The organism is Streptomyces aculeolatus (assembly GCF_020400605.1).
Classification (GTDB): domain Bacteria; phylum Actinomycetota; class Actinomycetes; order Streptomycetales; family Streptomycetaceae; genus Streptomyces; species Streptomyces aculeolatus.
Map to the genome: position 1 here is coordinate 130919 of NZ_JAINRD010000015.1, position 18820 is coordinate 149738.

The 18820-nt window shown below is 65.7% G+C and carries 14 protein-coding genes and 1 pseudogene; 10 read left to right on the top strand and 5 right to left on the bottom strand.

The features are described from left to right. The first annotated feature begins 48 nt into the window (after positions 1–48). The 7 genes from LG396_RS23850 (at position 49) to LG396_RS23880 (ending at position 10195) form a co-directional block, all read left to right on the top strand. Positions 49–663 carry a hypothetical protein gene (locus LG396_RS23850; protein WP_225796313.1) on the top strand — a complete coding sequence of 205 codons (615 nt, stop codon included), beginning with the start codon at positions 49–51 and terminating at the stop codon, positions 661–663. 765 nt (positions 664–1428) lie between these two features. Beyond that, on the top strand, positions 1429–1953 hold the full coding sequence (locus LG396_RS23855; protein ID WP_225796314.1) for a hypothetical protein: 525 nt from the start codon (positions 1429–1431) through the stop codon (positions 1951–1953). A gap of 1 nt (position 1954) precedes the next feature. Beyond that, on the top strand, positions 1955–4495 hold the full coding sequence (locus tag LG396_RS23860; RefSeq protein ID WP_225796315.1) for a hypothetical protein: 2541 nt from the start codon (positions 1955–1957) through the stop codon (positions 4493–4495). Positions 4496–4578: 83 nt separating this feature from the next. Beyond that, on the top strand, positions 4579–5274 hold the full coding sequence (locus LG396_RS23865) for a hypothetical protein (RefSeq protein ID WP_225796316.1): 696 nt from the start codon (positions 4579–4581) through the stop codon (positions 5272–5274). An 897-nt stretch (positions 5275–6171) separates the two neighbouring features. Beyond that, positions 6172–6960, top strand: coding sequence for a DUF1883 domain-containing protein (locus LG396_RS23870; RefSeq protein ID WP_225796317.1), 789 nt, complete (start codon positions 6172–6174; stop codon positions 6958–6960). Between the two features lie 206 nt (positions 6961–7166). Next, the gene (locus LG396_RS23875) at positions 7167–7874 is read left to right on the top strand and encodes a hypothetical protein (protein WP_225796318.1); all 708 of its coding nucleotides are present in this window, start codon (positions 7167–7169) and stop codon (positions 7872–7874) included. Positions 7875–8065: 191 nt separating this feature from the next. Then, positions 8066–10195 carry a toll/interleukin-1 receptor domain-containing protein gene (locus LG396_RS23880; protein ID WP_225796319.1) on the top strand — a complete coding sequence of 710 codons (2130 nt, stop codon included), beginning with the start codon at positions 8066–8068 and terminating at the stop codon, positions 10193–10195. A gap of 953 nt (positions 10196–11148) precedes the next feature. Here LG396_RS23880 and LG396_RS23885 read toward each other — a convergent pair. Together LG396_RS23885 and LG396_RS23890 are read right to left on the bottom strand one after the other, a co-directional pair. Then, entirely contained in the window at positions 11149–11562 is a 414-nt protein-coding gene (locus tag LG396_RS23885) for a hypothetical protein (protein WP_225796320.1), read from the bottom strand. A 440-nt stretch (positions 11563–12002) separates the two neighbouring features. Beyond that, positions 12003–12317, bottom strand: coding sequence for a PadR family transcriptional regulator (locus LG396_RS23890; protein ID WP_225796321.1), 315 nt, complete (start codon positions 12315–12317; stop codon positions 12003–12005). A gap of 150 nt (positions 12318–12467) precedes the next feature. Here LG396_RS23890 and LG396_RS23895 point away from each other — a divergent pair. Beyond that, a pseudogene (locus LG396_RS23895) lies at positions 12468–13149 on the top strand (winged helix-turn-helix domain-containing protein); the annotation flags it as partial. 69 nt (positions 13150–13218) lie between these two features. Here LG396_RS23895 and LG396_RS23905 read toward each other — a convergent pair. Further along, positions 13219–14175, bottom strand: a complete 957-nt coding sequence (locus LG396_RS23905; protein WP_225796374.1) for a DUF6615 family protein — start codon at positions 14173–14175, stop codon at positions 13219–13221. A 125-nt stretch (positions 14176–14300) separates the two neighbouring features. Next, positions 14301–15425 carry a hypothetical protein gene (locus tag LG396_RS23910; protein WP_225796322.1) on the bottom strand — a complete coding sequence of 375 codons (1125 nt, stop codon included), beginning with the start codon at positions 15423–15425 and terminating at the stop codon, positions 14301–14303. A 699-nt stretch (positions 15426–16124) separates the two neighbouring features. Here LG396_RS23910 and LG396_RS23915 point away from each other — a divergent pair. After that, positions 16125–17423, top strand: coding sequence for a geranylgeranyl reductase family protein (locus LG396_RS23915; RefSeq protein ID WP_225796323.1), 1299 nt, complete (start codon positions 16125–16127; stop codon positions 17421–17423). A gap of 99 nt (positions 17424–17522) precedes the next feature. On the opposite strand, the gene LG396_RS23920 is transcribed toward LG396_RS23915, so the two are convergent. Next, entirely contained in the window at positions 17523–18209 is a 687-nt protein-coding gene (locus LG396_RS23920) for an NADPH-dependent F420 reductase (protein ID WP_225796371.1), read from the bottom strand. 79 nt (positions 18210–18288) lie between these two features. On the opposite strand from LG396_RS23920, the gene LG396_RS23925 reads away from it, so the two are divergent. Next, a complete protein-coding gene (locus LG396_RS23925; RefSeq protein WP_026276981.1) occupies positions 18289–18666 on the top strand; it encodes a winged helix-turn-helix transcriptional regulator in 378 nt (125 codons plus the stop codon). Positions 18667–18820: the final 154 nt, after the last annotated feature.

The window sequence follows — 18820 nt, forward strand, 5'->3', positions numbered from 1 at the left end:
CGCGAGGCGCTCCAGTCTGCTCGCTCAACTGAGCCGTACCCGGTGTGGATGACCTGGCGCAGCCTGGCTCGCCAGGTGTACGGCGGCCCGATCTATGACAACAAGATCCGCAACGTACGCCAGGCTGCCGACGGCATGGCGGACGTTCAGTTTCTGCGTTACGCCAGCGGTCGTCGCCATGCCGGAGCCCGCTTCACGCCGACCGACGAAGAGCGATGGCTCGTGTCCCAGGTGGCCAAAGTGGTACCGGCAACCTTCTTCGCGGTTGACTATGCCGGCTATCGGGCCCCAACACGCGCGGAAATCCTGGAGGCGTTCGATCGGGGTTCCCGCGACGAACGCATCTGGGCCGACTTGGGCAAGGTCGCTCTGCTGGTGAACGAGTTCTGCCAGACATCGTTCGATCCCCCCGAGGTCCGCTGGTGGCGTGTGGCCCTTGAACGATGGCGTGATGAAGAGCGAGCCGCACTGATGATGCGTTTGCGGAACGGACTTGAGCGAGCACGTCGAGAGAAGGAGCGACAAGCGGTCGAGGCCCGGAAAGTGACCTTGGGGCCTTACCGAGTAGATCCATTCGCGACTGTTGATCGATGTCCGTGCTGCCTGCAATCGGTGGAAGCGGCCAGACTTCTCCAAGACTTGCCCCAAACGCTGAGCGGGTAGATGCAGGTCCCGAGAAACTCGCCATGCTGAACCACCATCCGTCGACGAATACCTGTGGTGCAGCCGTCAAGTAACTGCGTGGAGAATTCTGGGAGCGGTAAACCATCTTGGCGAGGCGACACGTAGCGACCGGCTACGCCGCAACTACAACAACACCCTCGCCAACGCTTTACACCTCTCCCCTGGCATCACCCCCAGTCGAGACATCCGATCCCAATCGCAGCCCTTGTCGCGCATCGCTGCACACCACGCGCCGAGGGGGCACTCCCCCTTCCCGAGGCCCTCCTACACCACCCGAGAACGCCCATTCTTACCCCCTGACCAGGCAGAACAATAAGATCATCCGGCATCAGTCTCGTCCGAACCTCATCGGCCGCAACGCGTCCACGCCAGCGAAGATCAGTCGTTAGCCCTCATCACGTGGAACGACACCGCGAGAACGTTCGCCGGCGACCCCCAGCGACAGAAACCAGACAACGCTGCACTGCGAACAGCCATCGAACATGGCGTGCTTCCGGCCGTCCATCGACGAGTGCGCCGCACTCGATGTCCGCCCCCACCACACAGTCACCTCCTGTCAAATCGAAGACACTCACCGTCAACACCGCCTCGTCGGCCACCGTGCGGACTGACTGGTTTCTCCCCTATCCTTCATAATGATCACTCTCATACGGTTAACTCTGATCTTGTCTGGATACGTGCCAGTCGCCTCCGTCACGGACGCGACCGCCTTGGAGACCCATGGCGCAGGGGGAGGAAGCACACATGGATCCGTTCGCATTTCCTGTACTGGCCGGGACGGTGCTAACCGAGGCGGTCAGGTTTCTCTTTGATCGAGCAAGCGCGGTGCTGGACCGACGAGCAGGTCGGTTGCCAGTAGAGGAGCCGGAGCAGAATCTAGGACAGCCGCAGCCCTTACTGATCAGGGAGACCGCGCTCACCGACGAGCGAATAGCACGCATCACCGGGGCCCACGGTGCGCTCCGTGTCTATCTTTCACGGCCCGAACTCCTTCAGGGCGACGACAACGATCTGAGGGATGTGCTGGGGGGACTGCGGCAGGATTTGGAGGAGGTTTACGGACGTCGATTGCCCTTTGGCGACGAGGCGGAGGCAGCCCGACCTGGTGTAGAGGTCTATCAGCAGGCCGATTCGCTTAAGGGCAAGCAGGTCGGCATCCGCGTCGGTGACACCACGGAGCGTGGACGAGCACGAGTTGACCAGAAGGCCGGCACCATCGAAGAGGCAGGTGAGCAGGTAGGCATCGAGGTAGAAGGCACCATCGGATGAGGTGGGCGGCAACAGCATGAACTTCGATGACGATCGCGTTGGCCAGAGCCCGCAGCAGATGCTGTCTCCGCCGAGTGATGACGGGACACGCAGGGGTGTGCAGTCAACACCCACAGGGCAAACAGCACCGGTACCGCCAAGCCCAGGCACCGACCCGAACAGCGCGCCCGAACAGCTCTCCCGGCCTCCTGGACCGCCCGGCACCGTCCCTCTGTCCCCGCTGCCAAACGGAACGTCTCACGATGAGAACGCGGCAGCCGAGCAGGCTCTCAACGACCGCTCCCCGCAAACTCCTGCAGCAGGGGCACCCGCGCGCGAAGCGGTGGAAGCAGTCGGGCAGGATGCCGTACTCCAATGGGCTTTCGTCAACTACGGCGAGCAGATCGGCACCAAGTACGTGTACGAGCAGACGCTCGACTCGCACGCCCCGATCTCGTCCGAGTACCTGGCCGTCGTCCGCGAGGTGTACGCCGAGCCACGCCGTGACGACCGCCACGCGCCGACTACGTTCGCGGAGGCAGTGGAAGCACTGCGTGCGGCGGGGGCCGTGCTGGTCATCAACCGCCCGCCGAATAGCAGTCGTACCTTCACCGCCTACGCGTTGCTCGCGCATCTTCTGGACGACGAGGTCATCACTGAGGTGCGGCCGTTGCCCTTCGGTGGCTCCAAGCACTTTCCGACCAAACGATTGCCACACGACCAGCAGTGCGGCTTCCTGCTGGAACTTCCACCCGACGAAGACGACTTCGCTGTCGATGAATCATTCGGCGGCACGCTGAACAAGCTCGTCGTGCGACTCCAGCGACGCAACTGCCGACTGATCGTCCTCACTCGCCCCGAGCAGTGGAGGCGGTTAAGTCACGGGGCACCGGACAGCCTCGCACCGGAGTTGGGTGCAGTGAGCCCTCACGACATCGCCGAACGGTGGCTTTGCGGGCTGGAGCCTGGCTTCCCGGTGGCCCGGTGGCTTGCGCACAACGACATCAAGCCGCTGCTAACCGGCCAGCCTCCTACCGATGTGCTGAATCTCGTGCACCTCATGCTGCAACAGCACCGGGCATCGCAGTCCTCCGCGACGGATGCCACTGCGCCGGGCAGAGCGGTTGGTCCCCGACGGGGACGACCTGCACCCCTGACGTTCGAACAGCAGGTGGCCAACGTCGCAGCGGCCCAGCAGAACTGGGAGGACGCGCTCTACGGCTGGCACGAGCCCGCAGAACGGTCTCGTACAAGTTTCGAACGTAACTTCCTACTCACTGCGGCTGTTCTTCGCGGTGCACCGGTGGGGCATGTGTACGCGCAGGCCGCTGAGTTGACCGAGCAGCTCGGTGACACAAACGTCCAGATCGAAGGGCAGCGCGAACCCGGTGTCATCGCCATGACCAGGGCCATCGAGGCCGAACGTGAGGTTGATGGCACCCTCAACTTCACCCGTCCAAATTGGGATGACGCCGTCATCGAGTACTTCTGGAACGACCGTCCTCTGGCACGTGCGGCCTTCCTCAAGTGGCTCGCAAAGGCCCCCGTTGGAGATTCCAGCACGAGCAAGGAAGCGCTGGAAGTCATCAGCAAGGAGGGACGGCTTGCCCTAGCCAAGCGCGTGGGGCAGTTCGCTCTGCGTTGGGCGGTTCGGCACCGTCGCCAGACCCCCCTGGAGCAAATAGTCGAGGAGTGGTACCAGTCAGGCGCAGCCAAGGAACTGTGGCCCTTGGCTGTGGAACTCCTGGATTCCGCGGCTACCCACGCTGCCAGCGCACCGTACGTGCACTCCATGCTGCTCACCTGGTCGAACCGGAATCCGCCACACCTGCAAAGAGCCGTCGTAGAGGTGTGTACAGGCACGTTTGGCCGCAGGCACACGGCCAAGGCGCTGCGTCGACTCAGGAATGTCGCCGCGAAAGGTCACCCTGAAGTGCTAGATGCGCTTCGCGATGCGGTTCGCGTTCTCTGGGAGGACGCGACCGTACGGCAGATGCTGTTCGGGTATGTCATTGACTGGTGCAGGTCGGAGGAACTCAGTCAGACCGTGGGGCACCGTACATTCACGGCGTTGGCGCTGAACTCCCCTCCCGAGGCGGCCGGCCTACCGCCTCTCCTGCAGGCATGGGCAGACGTGTCCCCTGATGCGGAGGACGCCTTCCGTCCTACCCCGCAGGGACTCGTAATCGGCTGGCGCTGCCTGTTGCACCAGGCAGCCGGAGCGACCGGAGAACGAGACCTTGACAAGGCAGTCTTCACCTGGCTGGATGCGGCTCTTCAACAGCAGGCACTCAAACCCCTCGTCTTCGACACTCTGCGCCATGCCGTTAACGTCCATGGGTCCGCCGGACCACCCCTTCGCGAGGCACTGCGCACCTCCGCCCAGTGGTGGGTGCAAGGGCCAGATCGCTCCTACAGCGCGGAGAAGGCGGAGCTGAAGGTCGAATTGTCCGCCTTGCTCGACCAGGATCTCACCACCCGACGAAGCCAGCCGCCTGCACAGCAGGAGTCGTCGATCCCACCCGAGGAGCCTTCGGCGATTGCAGGAAGTGGCGCTCCATGAAACGCCATAGAGCCAAGAGGCGTAGCTCCGAGGCAGGGGGCGCCCCTGGTTGGACGTCAGTCTTCACGGATCGTCCCACAAGCATGGACCGCACGCTGTCGTTCACAGCCGAGATCCGAGCGACATGGCGTTACCACACCGACTCCACCACCGTGCCGAGCTCTCATACGGCGTCGCTCCTGGCTAGGCAGGAAATCGAGAAGGCGGCCCAGCACTGTGACGTGCTGCGGCCGACGGCTGCCGAGCAGGACATCGCTACCGCTGTCCGCAAATGCCTACCTCTCACACAAGACGGTGTCGTGGTGCTTGACGTCCAGGTACGCATCACCGTTGACGACTCGACCCGTGAGGCCGCCCTCCTCGCAGAGCGCTTGCGACAGGAATACCAACGGAAAAGGGAACGCCTCAGACGCGACCACGAGCTCGACGACTTGGCACAACGACAGGCGCGAGCTCGCGAAGCGTTCCTCCGCGAGGAAATCCTCTCCGACCCTGCAGCTGCCCGTCTGTACGGGCTTCTGGAAGGTGCATCCAACAACTGGCCCAGACTAGGCGGACCACCTGCTGGTACCAATCTCGAAGAACTGGTACGCGAAATCCGTCAATGGCAGCCGGGCCAGCGATGGGTCACCGCTGCGCAGCTCCTTCACACCTTTGTCTCTGGCTTATCGGAGGAGGGGCGCAAGGAACTGCTCATCATCTTCTCCGACGCTGTCCGCGCGTTTGGCGACGAGCACACGGCTCACCGACTCGCTCGATTGTCAAGCGAGGAACGGTGAAGACCGCCGCGCTACGCTGGGCACTCGATCCACTCACCAGTCTGTTAGCTCTGCGGCTGCGCGCACGGGAGCACGGCCGTATTTCCTACGACGCCGCCTGGCGGATGGCACGAGTAATGCGCCACCCTGACGAGATGGGCTACCGCCTGCGCGGACACCAGCGCGACGATAAATAGCGACACTCAGAAAGCCAGACGGGCCTTCAGGAGGTCGTCAAGTACCGGAGAGGTCGGGGACAAGCCCCTCGCTGATCCATCGCCATCTCCGACCACTTGGTCAGCCCAAACATGAAGTGCTTACGCATGCCGGGGTGGGTGCCGCGCGCGGGGAGCGAGCCGTCGACGTGTCCATGCCTTCGCCCCTGAGCACCTTCACGGTGCCGAGTTCGTCCGTCATCATCTGATGGGCTGTGGCGGAGGCCGTGGCGCTGGGCCAGGACGCCGAGGCCCGTGGGCGGACTTCGGCATCGCCTGGTTCACGCCCCCGTTGTGTCGCGCACCCTCCGCTTCGACGGCGGGCAGCGGGCGGAGGGCTTCGCCCGCGGTGATTCCCCGACGCCTGACAGCTCTGCTGTGCCACGGAGCCTGCCGCCGAGGGCTGGCCCTTATCAGTCGTCCCACCCATATCCACAGGCCGGCGCGACAGGGAGGTACCAGGTCAGGCCCTGATCCGCTCCCTTGAGTGGCTCCGGGGGAGTTCTTGGAGCCGTTTGGGGGTCGAGTTCCGGATCCGGCTCCCAATGGAGCACCGATAGGGGCTGCGATCAGGACGCGGATCCCGGGGCGGTAGCCAGCCACCGTGGCGGAGCCGCCCAGGACGGCTCCCGTTCCGCGAAGTGTCCCTGTCAGTGCCGGTCCCTAGACTTAGACGTGCGTACACGCCTCCCCTAGGAGAGCTATGCAGTACCTCTACAAAGACCTCGGCAGCCTCAAGAGAGGCTCGACCGTCGTCGTTACTTTGCGCAAGCAAGCCAATGTCCAGGTGATGACCCGGAGCGAGTACGGTAAGTACAAGTCGGGGAAGCGGTACCGGTACCTGGGTGGTCGTGTCACTCGCTCCCCCTTCAAGGTCACCATCCCCAGCAGCGGGCACTGGGTCGTGGCCTTCGACCTTGGGGGGTACGGGGGACGCATTGACGCATCTGTGCAGGTACAGCCGCCCCCGCGGGGTTTCCTCCCTCCGGCCAGGGAACCGCAGCGTAACCCGGCTCGGTCCGTCGCAGTCCATGAGCCGGAAGTACCTCCCGCAGACGTGCTGGGCGGCCAGACCTGGGATGTCTTCATCTCGCACGCTTCTGAGGACAAGGCGGCCGTTGCCCGCCCCCTCGGGGACGCGTTGGCCACGTTGGGTGTGGCTGTCTGGCTCGACGAAGCCCAGATGCGGATCGGCCACAGTCTCCGCCGCAAGATCGACGAGGGCATCAAGGCAAGCCGAATTGGCGTCGTTGTTCTCTCGGCGTCTTTCATCACCAAGGGCTGGCCCAACCACGAGCTTGACGGACTAGTAACTCGCAACGTGGCTGGAGAGCAGTCGCTCCTGCCGATCTGGCACAACCTGAGTGCTGATGACGTTCGGCGCTACAGCCCATCCCTCGCAGATAAAGTGGCGATGAGCACCGACGCCTACTCAATCGAAGAGATCGCAGCGCAAATCGCTGACGTAGTTCGGGAGGAGTGCGCCACTTAAGCCCGGCGAAGCTGTCTCCGAGTCAGCTACAGATGCGCCCGTCTAGACTGGCATGACCACGCCCGCCGGAGCAGAGTCCAACATACCTCGGCGAGCAGGAGCGGCTGCCACGGGAGAGGCGAGGGCCGCCAGACATAACGGAACGTCAGCGCTAGGGGGGGCAGGTGGCCAGGCGGAATGGGCGTGTAGGCAACGACACGGTTCGTATGGCTTTGCGCGCGGTGTTAGCCGGCGTGACCGGCAGCGTGATCGGTATCGCCGCGTACTCGATCAGCCAGACCGGTGGTCAGCGGCTGTCGATCATCGTGGGCACCCTCATCGGCGTCGCAGCCGCCCTCGGTCTGGAGCTGTACCGCAGATCCGCTCAGCTGACCGAGGTGCGCCTCGTCCTCCTCGGCAACGAGATGTCGTTCACCACCAAGGCTGACATGCGTCAGGCTGCTCAACGGATGTTCTTCCAAGCCGCCACTCGGGTAGCCACCCGTCCGCTGGAGGACGGCAGCGGGAACCTGCGCGAGGCCCTGACTTCGCTCAAGACGCTGTTCGATCTCTATCGCGAGCCGCTGGAGGGCTACACGACCCCTCCTCCCCCTGCCAAGGGGGACTCGGTATACGAACTGGCCCTGGACATCCTCAACTTCGAGCTGGCTCCTTTCCTGTCCAAGTGGCATCCCAGCCTCAAGGAGTTTGAAGACCGTCACCCCGACCAGGACGAGTCGGAGTGGCCGCAGAACGCCATGTTCCGCACAGAGCTCCGCCACTTGCAAGAGCGGCTGAGACCGTACGTGATCGGGCTGGGGGAGATCGCCGGCATCCGCGATCCGGAGCGGCATCTACGCCCGTCGCGCCGCTCGGTAGAGTCCGGTCCCACTCTGCCGCAGCAGGACGGGCCGAGACCTGGGCCGCGGGAATGACACGGCCCCCGCCGGGGTCGTGCAGCGGACGTGGTGTCGCATGATGGCAAGGTGACGATCTTCATCGTGCAGTCGCCTCGTGGGCCGGCCCCGGACGACCGAGCAATCTACTCACCCCCCCCCCCGTCGATTTTGGGTCATCGAGCGGGAGGGGACAGTCCATCGACTGAGGTCCACGCGAGGAGGCCGAGATGAGCAGTCGCGACGCCTCCGAACCAGAGTGGGACGTCTTCATCAGTTACAGCCGGTCGGATGCCGGCAAGGTCGGCTCGCTGGTGCCCGCGCTCCAGGCACTCGATCTGCGGGTGTTTGTCGACGACACCGCCGTGGACGATTTCGCGTCTATCACTGCCACCATCACGGACGCACTTTCTCATTCAAGGATTCTGCTCGCCCTTTACTCGGCGGACTATCCGCAGCGGCGAGCGTGCCAGTGGGAATTGACCTACGCCTACCTGACTGGACAGCGCGAGGGAAATCCTCGTGGGCGCGCATTGGTAATCAACCCCGAACCGGATTCCGACCACGTGCACCCGGTGGAACTGCGAGACACCCGGCACTGGCCCTGGCCCACCACCCCGGAGGGATTCAACCGCCTCGCCGCACGGGTGACCGACCACCTTGGCACCGTCACCACCGTCATGGGAGACGCGGCGGACACGCCTTTCGTACCGTGGCTGCCCGCGCCGGCCCGCACAGGCTCGTTCCGGTTCACCGGCCGCCTGGCTGAGCAGTGGCGCATTCACACAGCCCTCCACCGCCATCGTGCTCCACTGGTCGCCCAGGCCGGTGGGGGACGCGGCGCGCAGCTACGGGGCATGGCCGGGATGGGCAAGTCCCTGCTAGCCCAGGAATACGCCCTGCACTTCAGTTCAGCCTTTCCTGGCGGAATCTTCTGGTTCGATCTACACGCTTACGAAGAGGCACCCTCGGAAGCGATGGAGTCCTACGCCGATCAGGTCTCCACGGTGCTGGCGGCTCTCCGGCTCACTGCCTCGACGTCCTCCCTGCCCGGCCTGCTCAGCCACCTCGCGGTCGCGCTGGGAGAGCACAACCTGCCCTGTCTTTGGGTAGTGGACGGTGTCCCCGACGGACTGACGCCGGACCAGCTCAATCTCCTGCGCGGCCCGCACCTACTCACGGCGACCTTGATCACGACCCGGTCCCAGCGGTACACGGCCTTCGCCGAGTGCGTCGAAGTGGGTCCGTTGTCAGATGCCGACGGGTACCACCTCCTCACCTCGCGCCGCACACCCCACAACGAGCTGGAACACGCTGGCGCTCTCGCGCTCGTCCGCGATGTCGGCGGGCATCCAGAGGCGCTGGATCTACTCGCCGAACTCGCAGCCACCGGTGACTTCGCCGCGGTGCGCAATCGCCTGCATGCACACGGCCCGGACGTGCTGGCCACCCGCCGAACCGCGTCCGATACCGGCGCGTACGCTCCCCGTCCACTCGCAACCGCCTTGCTGCCGAGGCCACTCTCCGACACGAACCCCGCTGATGACGTCCTGCGACTGCTTGCGCTCGCCTGCCCAGCGCCGCTGTCCCAAACAGCCCTGGAAAACGTGCTGTCCTCCATTGGCCCCTACGATCCATGGGAGGTGGGCGTCCTCGTTACAGAAGCCGTGGAAGTTCTTCGCGGCGCCGGCGCGCTGTACCACGAGCCCCTGCGCGACCGTTCCTGGACCACCCATCCGCTGATCGCCCGAGCCGTACATCGCCGTGACTCGAACGTGGCCCGCCAAGAAGACCTCCGTCGCCTGCTCCTGCACACGCTCGTGCCGGACGCCTCGGCCCGGACCGCAGTCCCGGACCGGCCTGCGAAGACAAGCCCGGCTGACACCCGGCGCACCCCTACCGCTTCAGTCGGCACCCGCCCCAGCCTGCTGGAACGAGCTGCGGCCTTCGACCTCCAGGTCGAGTTGGTCACCCGAGTCGGTGTCCAACCCCTCCCAGAAGACCATGGCTCCCTACGAGAAGCGCTGACCTCCCTGCACTCAGTGTTCGCCACAACACGCGATCTCCTCCACCGAGTCGCGACCGAAACCGCCACCCCGCTGGCACTTCCCGCCATCGCCGCGCGGCTGATCAACACCCATCTGCGGCCCTTCCTCACGACTTGGCACCCCGCTCTCCAAGAACACGAGACCAATCGGCCGCCGACCGTCAGCCCCGTCGAGCATGAGCGGCGCTGGAAGCACGCCCCCGACATGCGTGCGGACCTGACCGAGCTACGAAAACCACTCACCTCCATCGCCGAAGAACTCGCAGACCTGTGCGGCGTCGACCTCCTGACTCCTTCTCCACCCCGTAAGTGAACTGCAAGAGGCGGCCCATGAGCCCTCGAAGCCAGCCCGAGTAACGTGGCGCAGCTCTATCGAGGCGCGTCAGAATCAAGGCTGGCGATATGGACGCAGCGCGCCGGCTGCCAGCACCGGCGCCGGCGCCGCGCGGCATGCGTAGCCGGGTTGAAGAATCCAGGGCAAGCCAGCGGAAGACCCTGCCGCTGACCGCCTTCCATGACCAGTTCGGCGTACGCTCCCCTCCTCTCAACGCCAACCCAAAAGATCAACACGGCTCGCAGGAGCAAACGCAACCGCGTCCCTCAAACGAGAGAACCAACGCCACATAGCCCTCCCGCCAACGAGGCACCGAGGCCCGGCCGATGTCCGCCCCTCCGTGCTACTCGCATGCCATACATCAAGGAGGGGACGGTCAGCAACGGACACAGAGCATGCCCACCGGCGCCCCGCGGTACGTGCGTCGCCGCAGGCCAGAGACATATGAGCGTGACGAGGCGGTGGGATTCCCAAGCTCAGAGCGCGGGTTCGATTCCCGTCGACCGCTCCAGACAGAGGGCACAGGTACACTTGGGGTGTCGTCAGCTGAGGCTAGGGGCAGGAGTTTGGGGTTCGACTCCCCTTGCGCCCTTCCTCGTACTCGCTTCGGCCGCGTTGGCCTTGAGGTTCGTTGCTCTGACCCTAGGGAAAATAATGTCAGGGAATCCAACTGCCGGCGCTACGCGAAGGGAGAGCACTATGAGCAGAACGCGAAATTCAGTTGAGGTCGTCTCGATGGTGGCCGCGGCAGTCGCAGAAGGTTCCGCAGCGGGTCTGCTGCTCCCCGCCTGAGCTGACGAACCGTGGCCCTGACGCCTGCTAAGGCGTCAGGGACACGCCTTGCCCGATCCAAGGCCGACATAATTCGTTTCCTGCACTTCAAGACTGTCAGTCGCAACTTGTTGCGGGATGTAAGTTCCAGTTTGAGTTGCCTACTCGTCCCGACGCGCCGCCGCCAACTCGATACCCCGCACGGCACGCATCCAGCGAGCCAGGACGTAGAGTGCACCGCCGAGCACTCCGCACGGCTCCCAGATCTCGGTCACCAATGCCGGAATTCCACCGTCGCCCACGATGTAGATCGCCTGTGCGCCCACAATCAGCGTGATGAAACAATTGGTGCGTGATTCCTTGGACAGGAGCCAATCGACAGGACGCAAGAGTGGGGTCGCCAGGTCATGGAGGCGCATTCTCAATGCTGCGAGGACGAAACCTCGGGCAAGATACTGCTGTTCAGCCAGGGGCAGGGAGATTCCTGGGTCGGCGCTGCTTGCCAGTATGGCCGTCCACTCATCATGGAGGTGCGATCGCCCTCCCCCGGCAATCGACGCGGCAAGCATCGTCAAGCGCTGGACCCGACGGGCTGACGCCGGCGCCGGAAGAGTTCGAATAAATACACCCCCGACGAAGAGGAGCCCCGCGATGCTTCCGACAACGCCGTACCGCCACTGAAACAATTGTACAAGTGTCATGGCCGCAGCCACTGCTAGCGAGAGGAGCGTCGTGAAGCCGATGTTTCGGAAAGTCGCAACGTGCCGACATCCTCTCCACAGTGCTCGCCAATCGAGGCTGCGTAGCCATCGATAGATCCTCACACGCCCGTGCCAGAGCCCCGGCAGGAAGAGCATTCCAAAGAGCATCAATGGCCCGTAATCAATCCAGAGAATGCCTGTCGAGAGATCAAGTACCGTCGATGCCGAACTGAACGTTGTGGAGACCGAAGGAGAGAACTCCGTTCCGATGAGGAGAGCGGGCCCAGAAGCTGCCACGGCCAAGCCAAGCCGTCTCAAGCGACACCCCCCGCGAAGCCCAGACGAGCCCGACGCTTGCGGCGAGCTTCAAGCACTGCATTGGCGCTCGCTCGACCTTCCCCTGTGAGTTGGTAATACCGCCGTGGCGGTCGGCCTGGATGTGGCTCCGCCTCCTTCCAACTAGTCACCCACCCACGCTCGGCGAGTCGGTCAAGGATCGGATAGACCGTTCCAGATCCGAGGTCGGCGTCGCGGCAGATACTCAGCCCCCACGCGGGAGAATCGTCCGTCGACGCCAGCAGCACCTCCAGCACAGCGATGGTCGGCTTGGTCAGCCTGGGAGTTGACATAGCGTCAGTCAACCATGTGTCGACTACGACATACAAATCAGATGACCTTGATCCGGAGCAGGGACCGGCCTCAGCTATGCGCGCTACTGAGCTTCAATGGGTGGTGTCGTGTGGGCTGACGCCTCGTGATCCCTGCGGTATGCCGGGTGTGTGAGGTATGCGCAAGGTGGTGGGCTGACTGATGAGCGGCGGGCCTTCCGGGAGAAGTTACGGCTTGAGGCGGCCGAGCGGTTCAGGGCCGGCGACGACAATGCGGTGATTGCGCGTGACCTGCGGGTCAGCGTGCGGTCGGTGCAGCGCTGGCGTAAGTCTGGTCGCAGGGCGGGGCACGAGCGCTGGCGTCCAAAGGGCCGGCGTCGCTGCCGTTGCTGAGCGACGAGTTGTTCACCGTGCTGGAGCGTGGGCTGGCCATGGGTGCGGTGGCGCACGGCTGGCCGGACCAGACATGGACCCTGTCGCGGATCAAGATCTTGATCGGGCGCCGGTTCCACAAGAGCTACACCGTCCAGGGCGTGGCCGCGCTGCTGCGGCGGCACGGCTGGAGCTGTCAGGTCCCGGCCCGCCGCGCGATGGAGCGCAACGAGGCGGCGGTGGCCGGCTGGGTGAAGGAGACCCTGGCCACACGTGGAAGGACCGCGGCGGCACTCGACATCTGGCTCGTCTTGAAGACGAAGACGGATTCTCGATGACGCCGCCAACCACCCGCACCTGGTCCCGCCACGGAGACACCCCCGTTGTCCGCGTGCGGGGCCGATCCCGCCGACGCTTATCGGTGGCCGCCCTGGTCTGCTACAAGCCCGGCCGGCGCCCCCAGCTGATCTACCGGCCTCAGCCAAGGGGAGAAGCAACACGATGCGCAGGTTCCGGCATGAAGCTTAGTGGCTGGCGCTACGGGACTGACTCACCGTCGAGGGGCGCGTTTTCGCTTCGGTGGTCGTTCCACGATCACCGTATGCTGCGCCGCGGGAACCTCGCCCTCCGTGCTCGGCTCAAAGAACCCAGGAGCCGTTCTCCGCATGCTCTGGACGTAGGTTGGCAGGTCGAAGGTTCGCTTACCTCGGTCCAGCGGAATCTGGTGCAGGTGTCCGGCGGCGTCTCGCGCACCGCTTGCCCCGCCCCTTTCACTCAGAACCACCAGCGTGCCATGGATGCGGTCCAGCCAGTTCCCACGGTCTATCCGGGAATCCCACCGGTGTTCTTGGTTCATCTTCGGCGGGGGGAAGCCGAAGGCATACGACCAGGGCACTGCTCTGGAAAGGAGATTCACGATTGAGTACCTGGATGGATCCTGGGCATCACACAAGTGCTTGACGTCATGGCTCGATGCGATGGCACATCCGTAGTGTCTGGGCTCGGCGTGACCGCACTCGACGTAACTACGCATGTTTGGGCAGGCGTTCCACTGGGCCGGGACTGCCCAATGCGTACCTGGATGGAAATACCCCTTGGGCCACCCGTTGTAAAATACATGGAAGGGGTAATAGCCCTTATCAGCGTCGCAACCGCGGATCAAAGTATCGTATTGGAAGCTATCTCCATCGGCTCCTCCATGCCGCAACTGGGCGTATGTGTCGTCCTCGTATGCGCGCTTGGCCTGCATCCTGAGAGAGAGCCACCCTTCATTATCGTCGCCGATCCACCACTCCCAGTCAGCTCCTGTTTCCCGTTCATTCGACTGTGAGCTCTGCCAGATCAGCAGCCCTGGCACACGCCTTCTCATGGCGTCGAGGTTGCTATCCGTAATACTTGTCTCATCAAAACGGCGACCCGGAAGCCGGCTATCCTCCAACCGCCGCCACGTCTGCAGTGCGACTTGGTCCATCGCAGTACACAATGCCTGCAAACTCTCGATCGCCATTTTCGCACCCTTTCGCAGCATGCAAGGCACTTCGCCTTCGGTGCCCCCGACTCAAGGTCGTCCAGTTCGTGCAGGACGATCTAGTCTCAGTGTGGGGTCCTCCACGACAGTTGGTTGCGCGGGCGTCACTCCTGTCCGTCGGAAGCACCACCCGTACCGGATTCTTCCGCCTCCTCGGCGGGCCCATCCGCCGCGTAGGGATGCACGTACCGGTCGTCGTTAAAGGGCCTGAACCAGTCTGCAAGCCCCATGGGGGCCATGCCCAGCATCTCGCCGACAGGGCTGTCCTCGATGCCGTCCTTGGAGTCGTCGTAGAGCCACTCGTGGTCCGTGTCCTCGTACACGAGGTCGGCGAAGCAGTCGAGGGCCTCCGAGACGCCGTCGTCGAGCAGGCCGAAGGTCTCAAGGCAGACCTTCGCCTCGCTGAGCAGGAGCCGCAGCGCCAGTTCTTCGGCCACACAGCTGAGCTGGGTGAAAGTCCCCTGCGTGAACCGGGTGGTCATGGCGATCACGGTGGCCAGGAAGCGGCGCGCGAACTGCTCGTCATAGCGCAAGGCGTACCGGCGAGGCAGATCCTCCAGGTGCCAGAGCACCCCCTCGCACTCGGCGACGTTCGTGCCCTCTTCCGTCAGCGTGTGGACGTCCATGAACAGCTGATCCACCAGCACGTCCGTAGCCCACACCAACGCGCCGGCGGCCAGCCGCGCGTCCTCTTCCGAGGTGCCCTCGTAGCCGGAGCCTTCCTCGAACTCCTCGTCCTCCTCTGAGACCACCCCGAACATCTCCGGCCCGAAGGACTTGAGCTGCGCCGCCAGCCCCAGCATCTGCCCCCTGGTCCTCGCGGAGTTCGCCGCCAGTTCCTCCTCGCTCGGCGCAGCAGTCTCCGGACCCCGGGCGAGGTGCGCGCGACGTTCCGCCGGATCAGCCGGCGGAGCCTCCGGCCCTTCGGCCGCGTCCAGGCTCTCCTCGGCGAGATGCGGGTGGAGTTCCACCTCGCACTTCACGACGGTCCACTCCGACAGCAGCTCCGAACGCTCCAACAGCTCCCCCACCAACGAGCGCACCGCGTCCTCGGCGAACTCCAACGCGGGGCCGTCCACGAAGACCTTCAGCAGCGCGCCACCGGGGTAGACGGCCACGACGGTGTCGAGGACCTCCACCTCCACGCCGTCCGGGCCGTCGATCCCGTCCACCGTGTCGAAGCCCTTCTCCAGCAGAGCGATCGCCCCGACACGCTGCAACTCATCCATCTCCGGAGCGCCATCGGCGATCCGGGCATCCACTGTCACGACGTACGTCACACCGCCAGCCTTGCAGGACCAGGGCAGCTCACGGGAGCAAACGCCGGACACCGCGACACTCTCGCCTACCGCACCTGCTGAGCCGCCCCGCCAGTTGCGCCACAGCCCACTGTCGTTGCTGTCCTCCGTGCCACTCGCGTGCCATTCACCGCGGGGAAAACGGGACAACCAGGGTCACAGATCACCCGCCACTAACGTCAGCGCCTCGCGCGTCACTGCAGGCCAGGGACGCTCTGGCGTTCGAAGGCCGTGGGATTCCCAAGCTCAGAGCGCGGGTTCGATTCCCGTCGCCCGCTCCACGACAAACCCCCAGGCCAGAAGCCCGGGGGTTGTTTGCTGGGCGGGGTCAGCGCATGTCCGCGTGCCAGATCCGTGCCACATATGGGCCGTCGGGCGCTCGCACAGTCGCGCGTACACCAAGGCGCCCACGGCAAGTTCGGCATCCCCTCGGCTGACGACATGCTCCTCGCTGCGCTGCCGCAGTGTCGGCGCCCGGGGAATGCGGCCGTGCCCGCACCATGTCGCCATTCGGCCGGCCCCTCCCCGGACGCACCCGCCTGATGCTGGAGCGGCTGGACCCGGCATGGGCGCCATCCTCTGCGCGTGGCGTTCTTGCCATCGGCCGCCTGTACCCGAAGGGTTGGTGCCATGCCCCAGACCCCGAACGCCCCCGAGTCAGCCGATGTCATCGTGGTGGGAGCGGGCCCGGCCGGCTCGGCCGCCGCGTACCACCTCGCCCGGCAGGGCCGGGACGTCCTGCTGCTGGAGAAATCGGAGTTCCCGCGCGAGAAGGTGTGCGGCGACGGCTTGACACCCCGCGCGGTGCGCCACCTGATCCGGATGGGCATCGACACCGATGGCCCCGGCTGGCACCGCAACCGGGGTGTGCGGTTCTTCTCCCACGGCGCGGTCGTCGAGATCGACTGGCGCGAGAACACCCGCTTCCCCGGCTACGGCCTGACCCGCTCCCGCCACGACTTCGACGAGATCCTGGCACGCCGCGCCTCCGAGGCCGGGGCACGCCTGCACACCGCGACACGGGTCACCGAGCCCGTCCTCGACCGCACCGGCCGGGTGCGTGGCGTGGCAGCCCGTGTGGGAGCCGGCCAGGAGCCCGCCGTGTTCGAGGCGCCGCTGGTCATCGCGGCCGACGGCGTGGCCGCGCGGCTGGCCGTGGCGCTGGGCGTGGACCGTGTGTCCAGGCGGCCCATGGCAACGGCCATCCGCCGCTATCACCACTCGGCCGCCCGCCACGACAACCCCTACCTCGACATCTGGGCAGACCTGCGCGCCGGGCCCGGCAGCCCGCCGCTGGCCGGCTACGGCTGGATCTTCCCCATGGGCGACGGCCGGGTCAACGTCGGCCTCGGCCTGGTCCACGGCGCACCGTCCGGACAGCCGGACACGCGGCGGCTGCTGGACGCCTGGCTGGCCCGTACGCCCTCCGAATGGGGCCTGACGGACCCCGGCTCCGCCGACGGGCCGGTGCGCGGCGCGGCCTTGCCGATGGGGTTCAGCCGGCTGCCGCACTACACCCGCGGCATGCTGCTCGCCGGGGACTCCGGTGGCATGGTCAGCCCGTGGAGCGGCGAGGGCATCGCGTACGCCATCGAAGCGGGCGAGCTGGCCGCCGAGACCGCCGCCACCGCGCTCACCCGCCCCGCCGGCCCTTCGCGCGAGCGGGTCCTCCAGCGCTACCCGCTGGAGATCCACCGCCGCCTGGGCCGCTACTACCGGCTGGGCAACCTCTGGGCGGACCTCCAGACCAAGCCCGCCTTCACCTCGTTCCTCAGCCGCCGCATCGTCACCTCGCCCGCCGCCATGCGGTACCTGACGCGCCTGCTGGTGAACGTGACCGACGACGGCAACGGCCGGGACACGCCCGACCGCGTCGTCAACGCACTGGTACGCGCCGTCCCGGCGCAGGTCCCCCGCAAGCGGCGGTGATCACGCCCTCCTGTCTTGGAGCCCTCTGGGTCTGGCCGGGGCGGTGCGCGGCGAGCACACCCTCTTCTACGTCACCGCCACCTGGCGTCTGATCGAAGTTCAGGTGCTCGACCCCACCGCGCTGCGGCCCGATTCCTGCGGGCCCGGTCCTGTCGCGTACGCCAGTGGGGGTGCGATCGCCTGCACGTCGGCGCCTTCGCCGACCCACAGGCCGATGAACAGCGCGGCGGTCGCTTCCAGGAGGCCCGCTCGGTCGAGGCCACCGCCGGCCACGGGCCGGCAGCCGGCGTCCCGCACCAACGCACGCACCTGCGCCAGCGCCGCTTCGTCGTCCCCGCAGACCGGAACGGCCAGCGGCCGCCCGTCGAAGACAGGCGGCGCCATGCGCCACACATCCTCGTGACAGAGATTGAACGCCTTGACGACCTGCGCTCCCGGCGCCGCCGCAGCCAACTGCTCGGCGGCAGAACTGCCGCCGAGCGTCAGCAACCGGAAGCCCGGCCCGATCGGATTGGAACAATCAATCAGTGCCTTGCCGGCCAGGGCAGCCCGCAGTTCCCGCACCACCTCTGCTCCCGCGCCGAAGGGCAGCGCGGCCAGCACCACCTCACCGAACTCGGCCGCGGCATCCAGACCGGCAGGCTGAGCACCGTCCCCGATCCGCGCCGCGAGCCGCTCCGCCTTGGTCACATCCCGTCCCCCGATGGCGACGTCGTGGCCGGCTCGCGCCCAGTGGGTGGCAAGCGCGTCCGCCATGTTGCCCGTCCCCAGCACACCGATTCTCATCGCGCGGTTCCCTCCCAGGACTGCTTCTGCTTCGACCGTCACGACGACGCTATGGGGCTTGTCGGGCACCATTTGGTACGTGACCACCGACGCTCTCCTCGCCGACTGCCGCGCCCGCCTGGCCTTCGACCTGCTGTCCAACACCTGGAACGCGGTCGTGCTCTGGGCGCTGCGCGAAGGCCCTCGGCGCCCGGTCGACCTGCGCGAACAGATCGGGGGTATCAGCTCCAAGGTCCTCACCGAGACACTGCGGCGCCTGCAGTTCAACGGGCTCGTCCACCGCCAGGCACACCCCGGGGCGGCACCACCGCGGGTCGACTACCAGCTCACCGCACTCGGCCGTTCCCTGCTGGCCCCCATCGACGCCGTCGGTGCCTGGGCGTTCGAGCACGGAGACGACGTCATGGCTGCGCAAGAAGCCCACTGCACCGCCACCCGTGGACCTTCCTCACAGTGACCGCAGGCGTCGCCAGCAGCTGAGTGCAACGGTGGAACCCGGTCTCATCGCCCGAGTGGATCTACTTCACCCCGCCGAAAACAGAGGAGGCGTGAACCGGCCCCGGCCATGCACCGGTTCGGCAGATGTCGCCGACGACCGGTGTCCTGCGCCA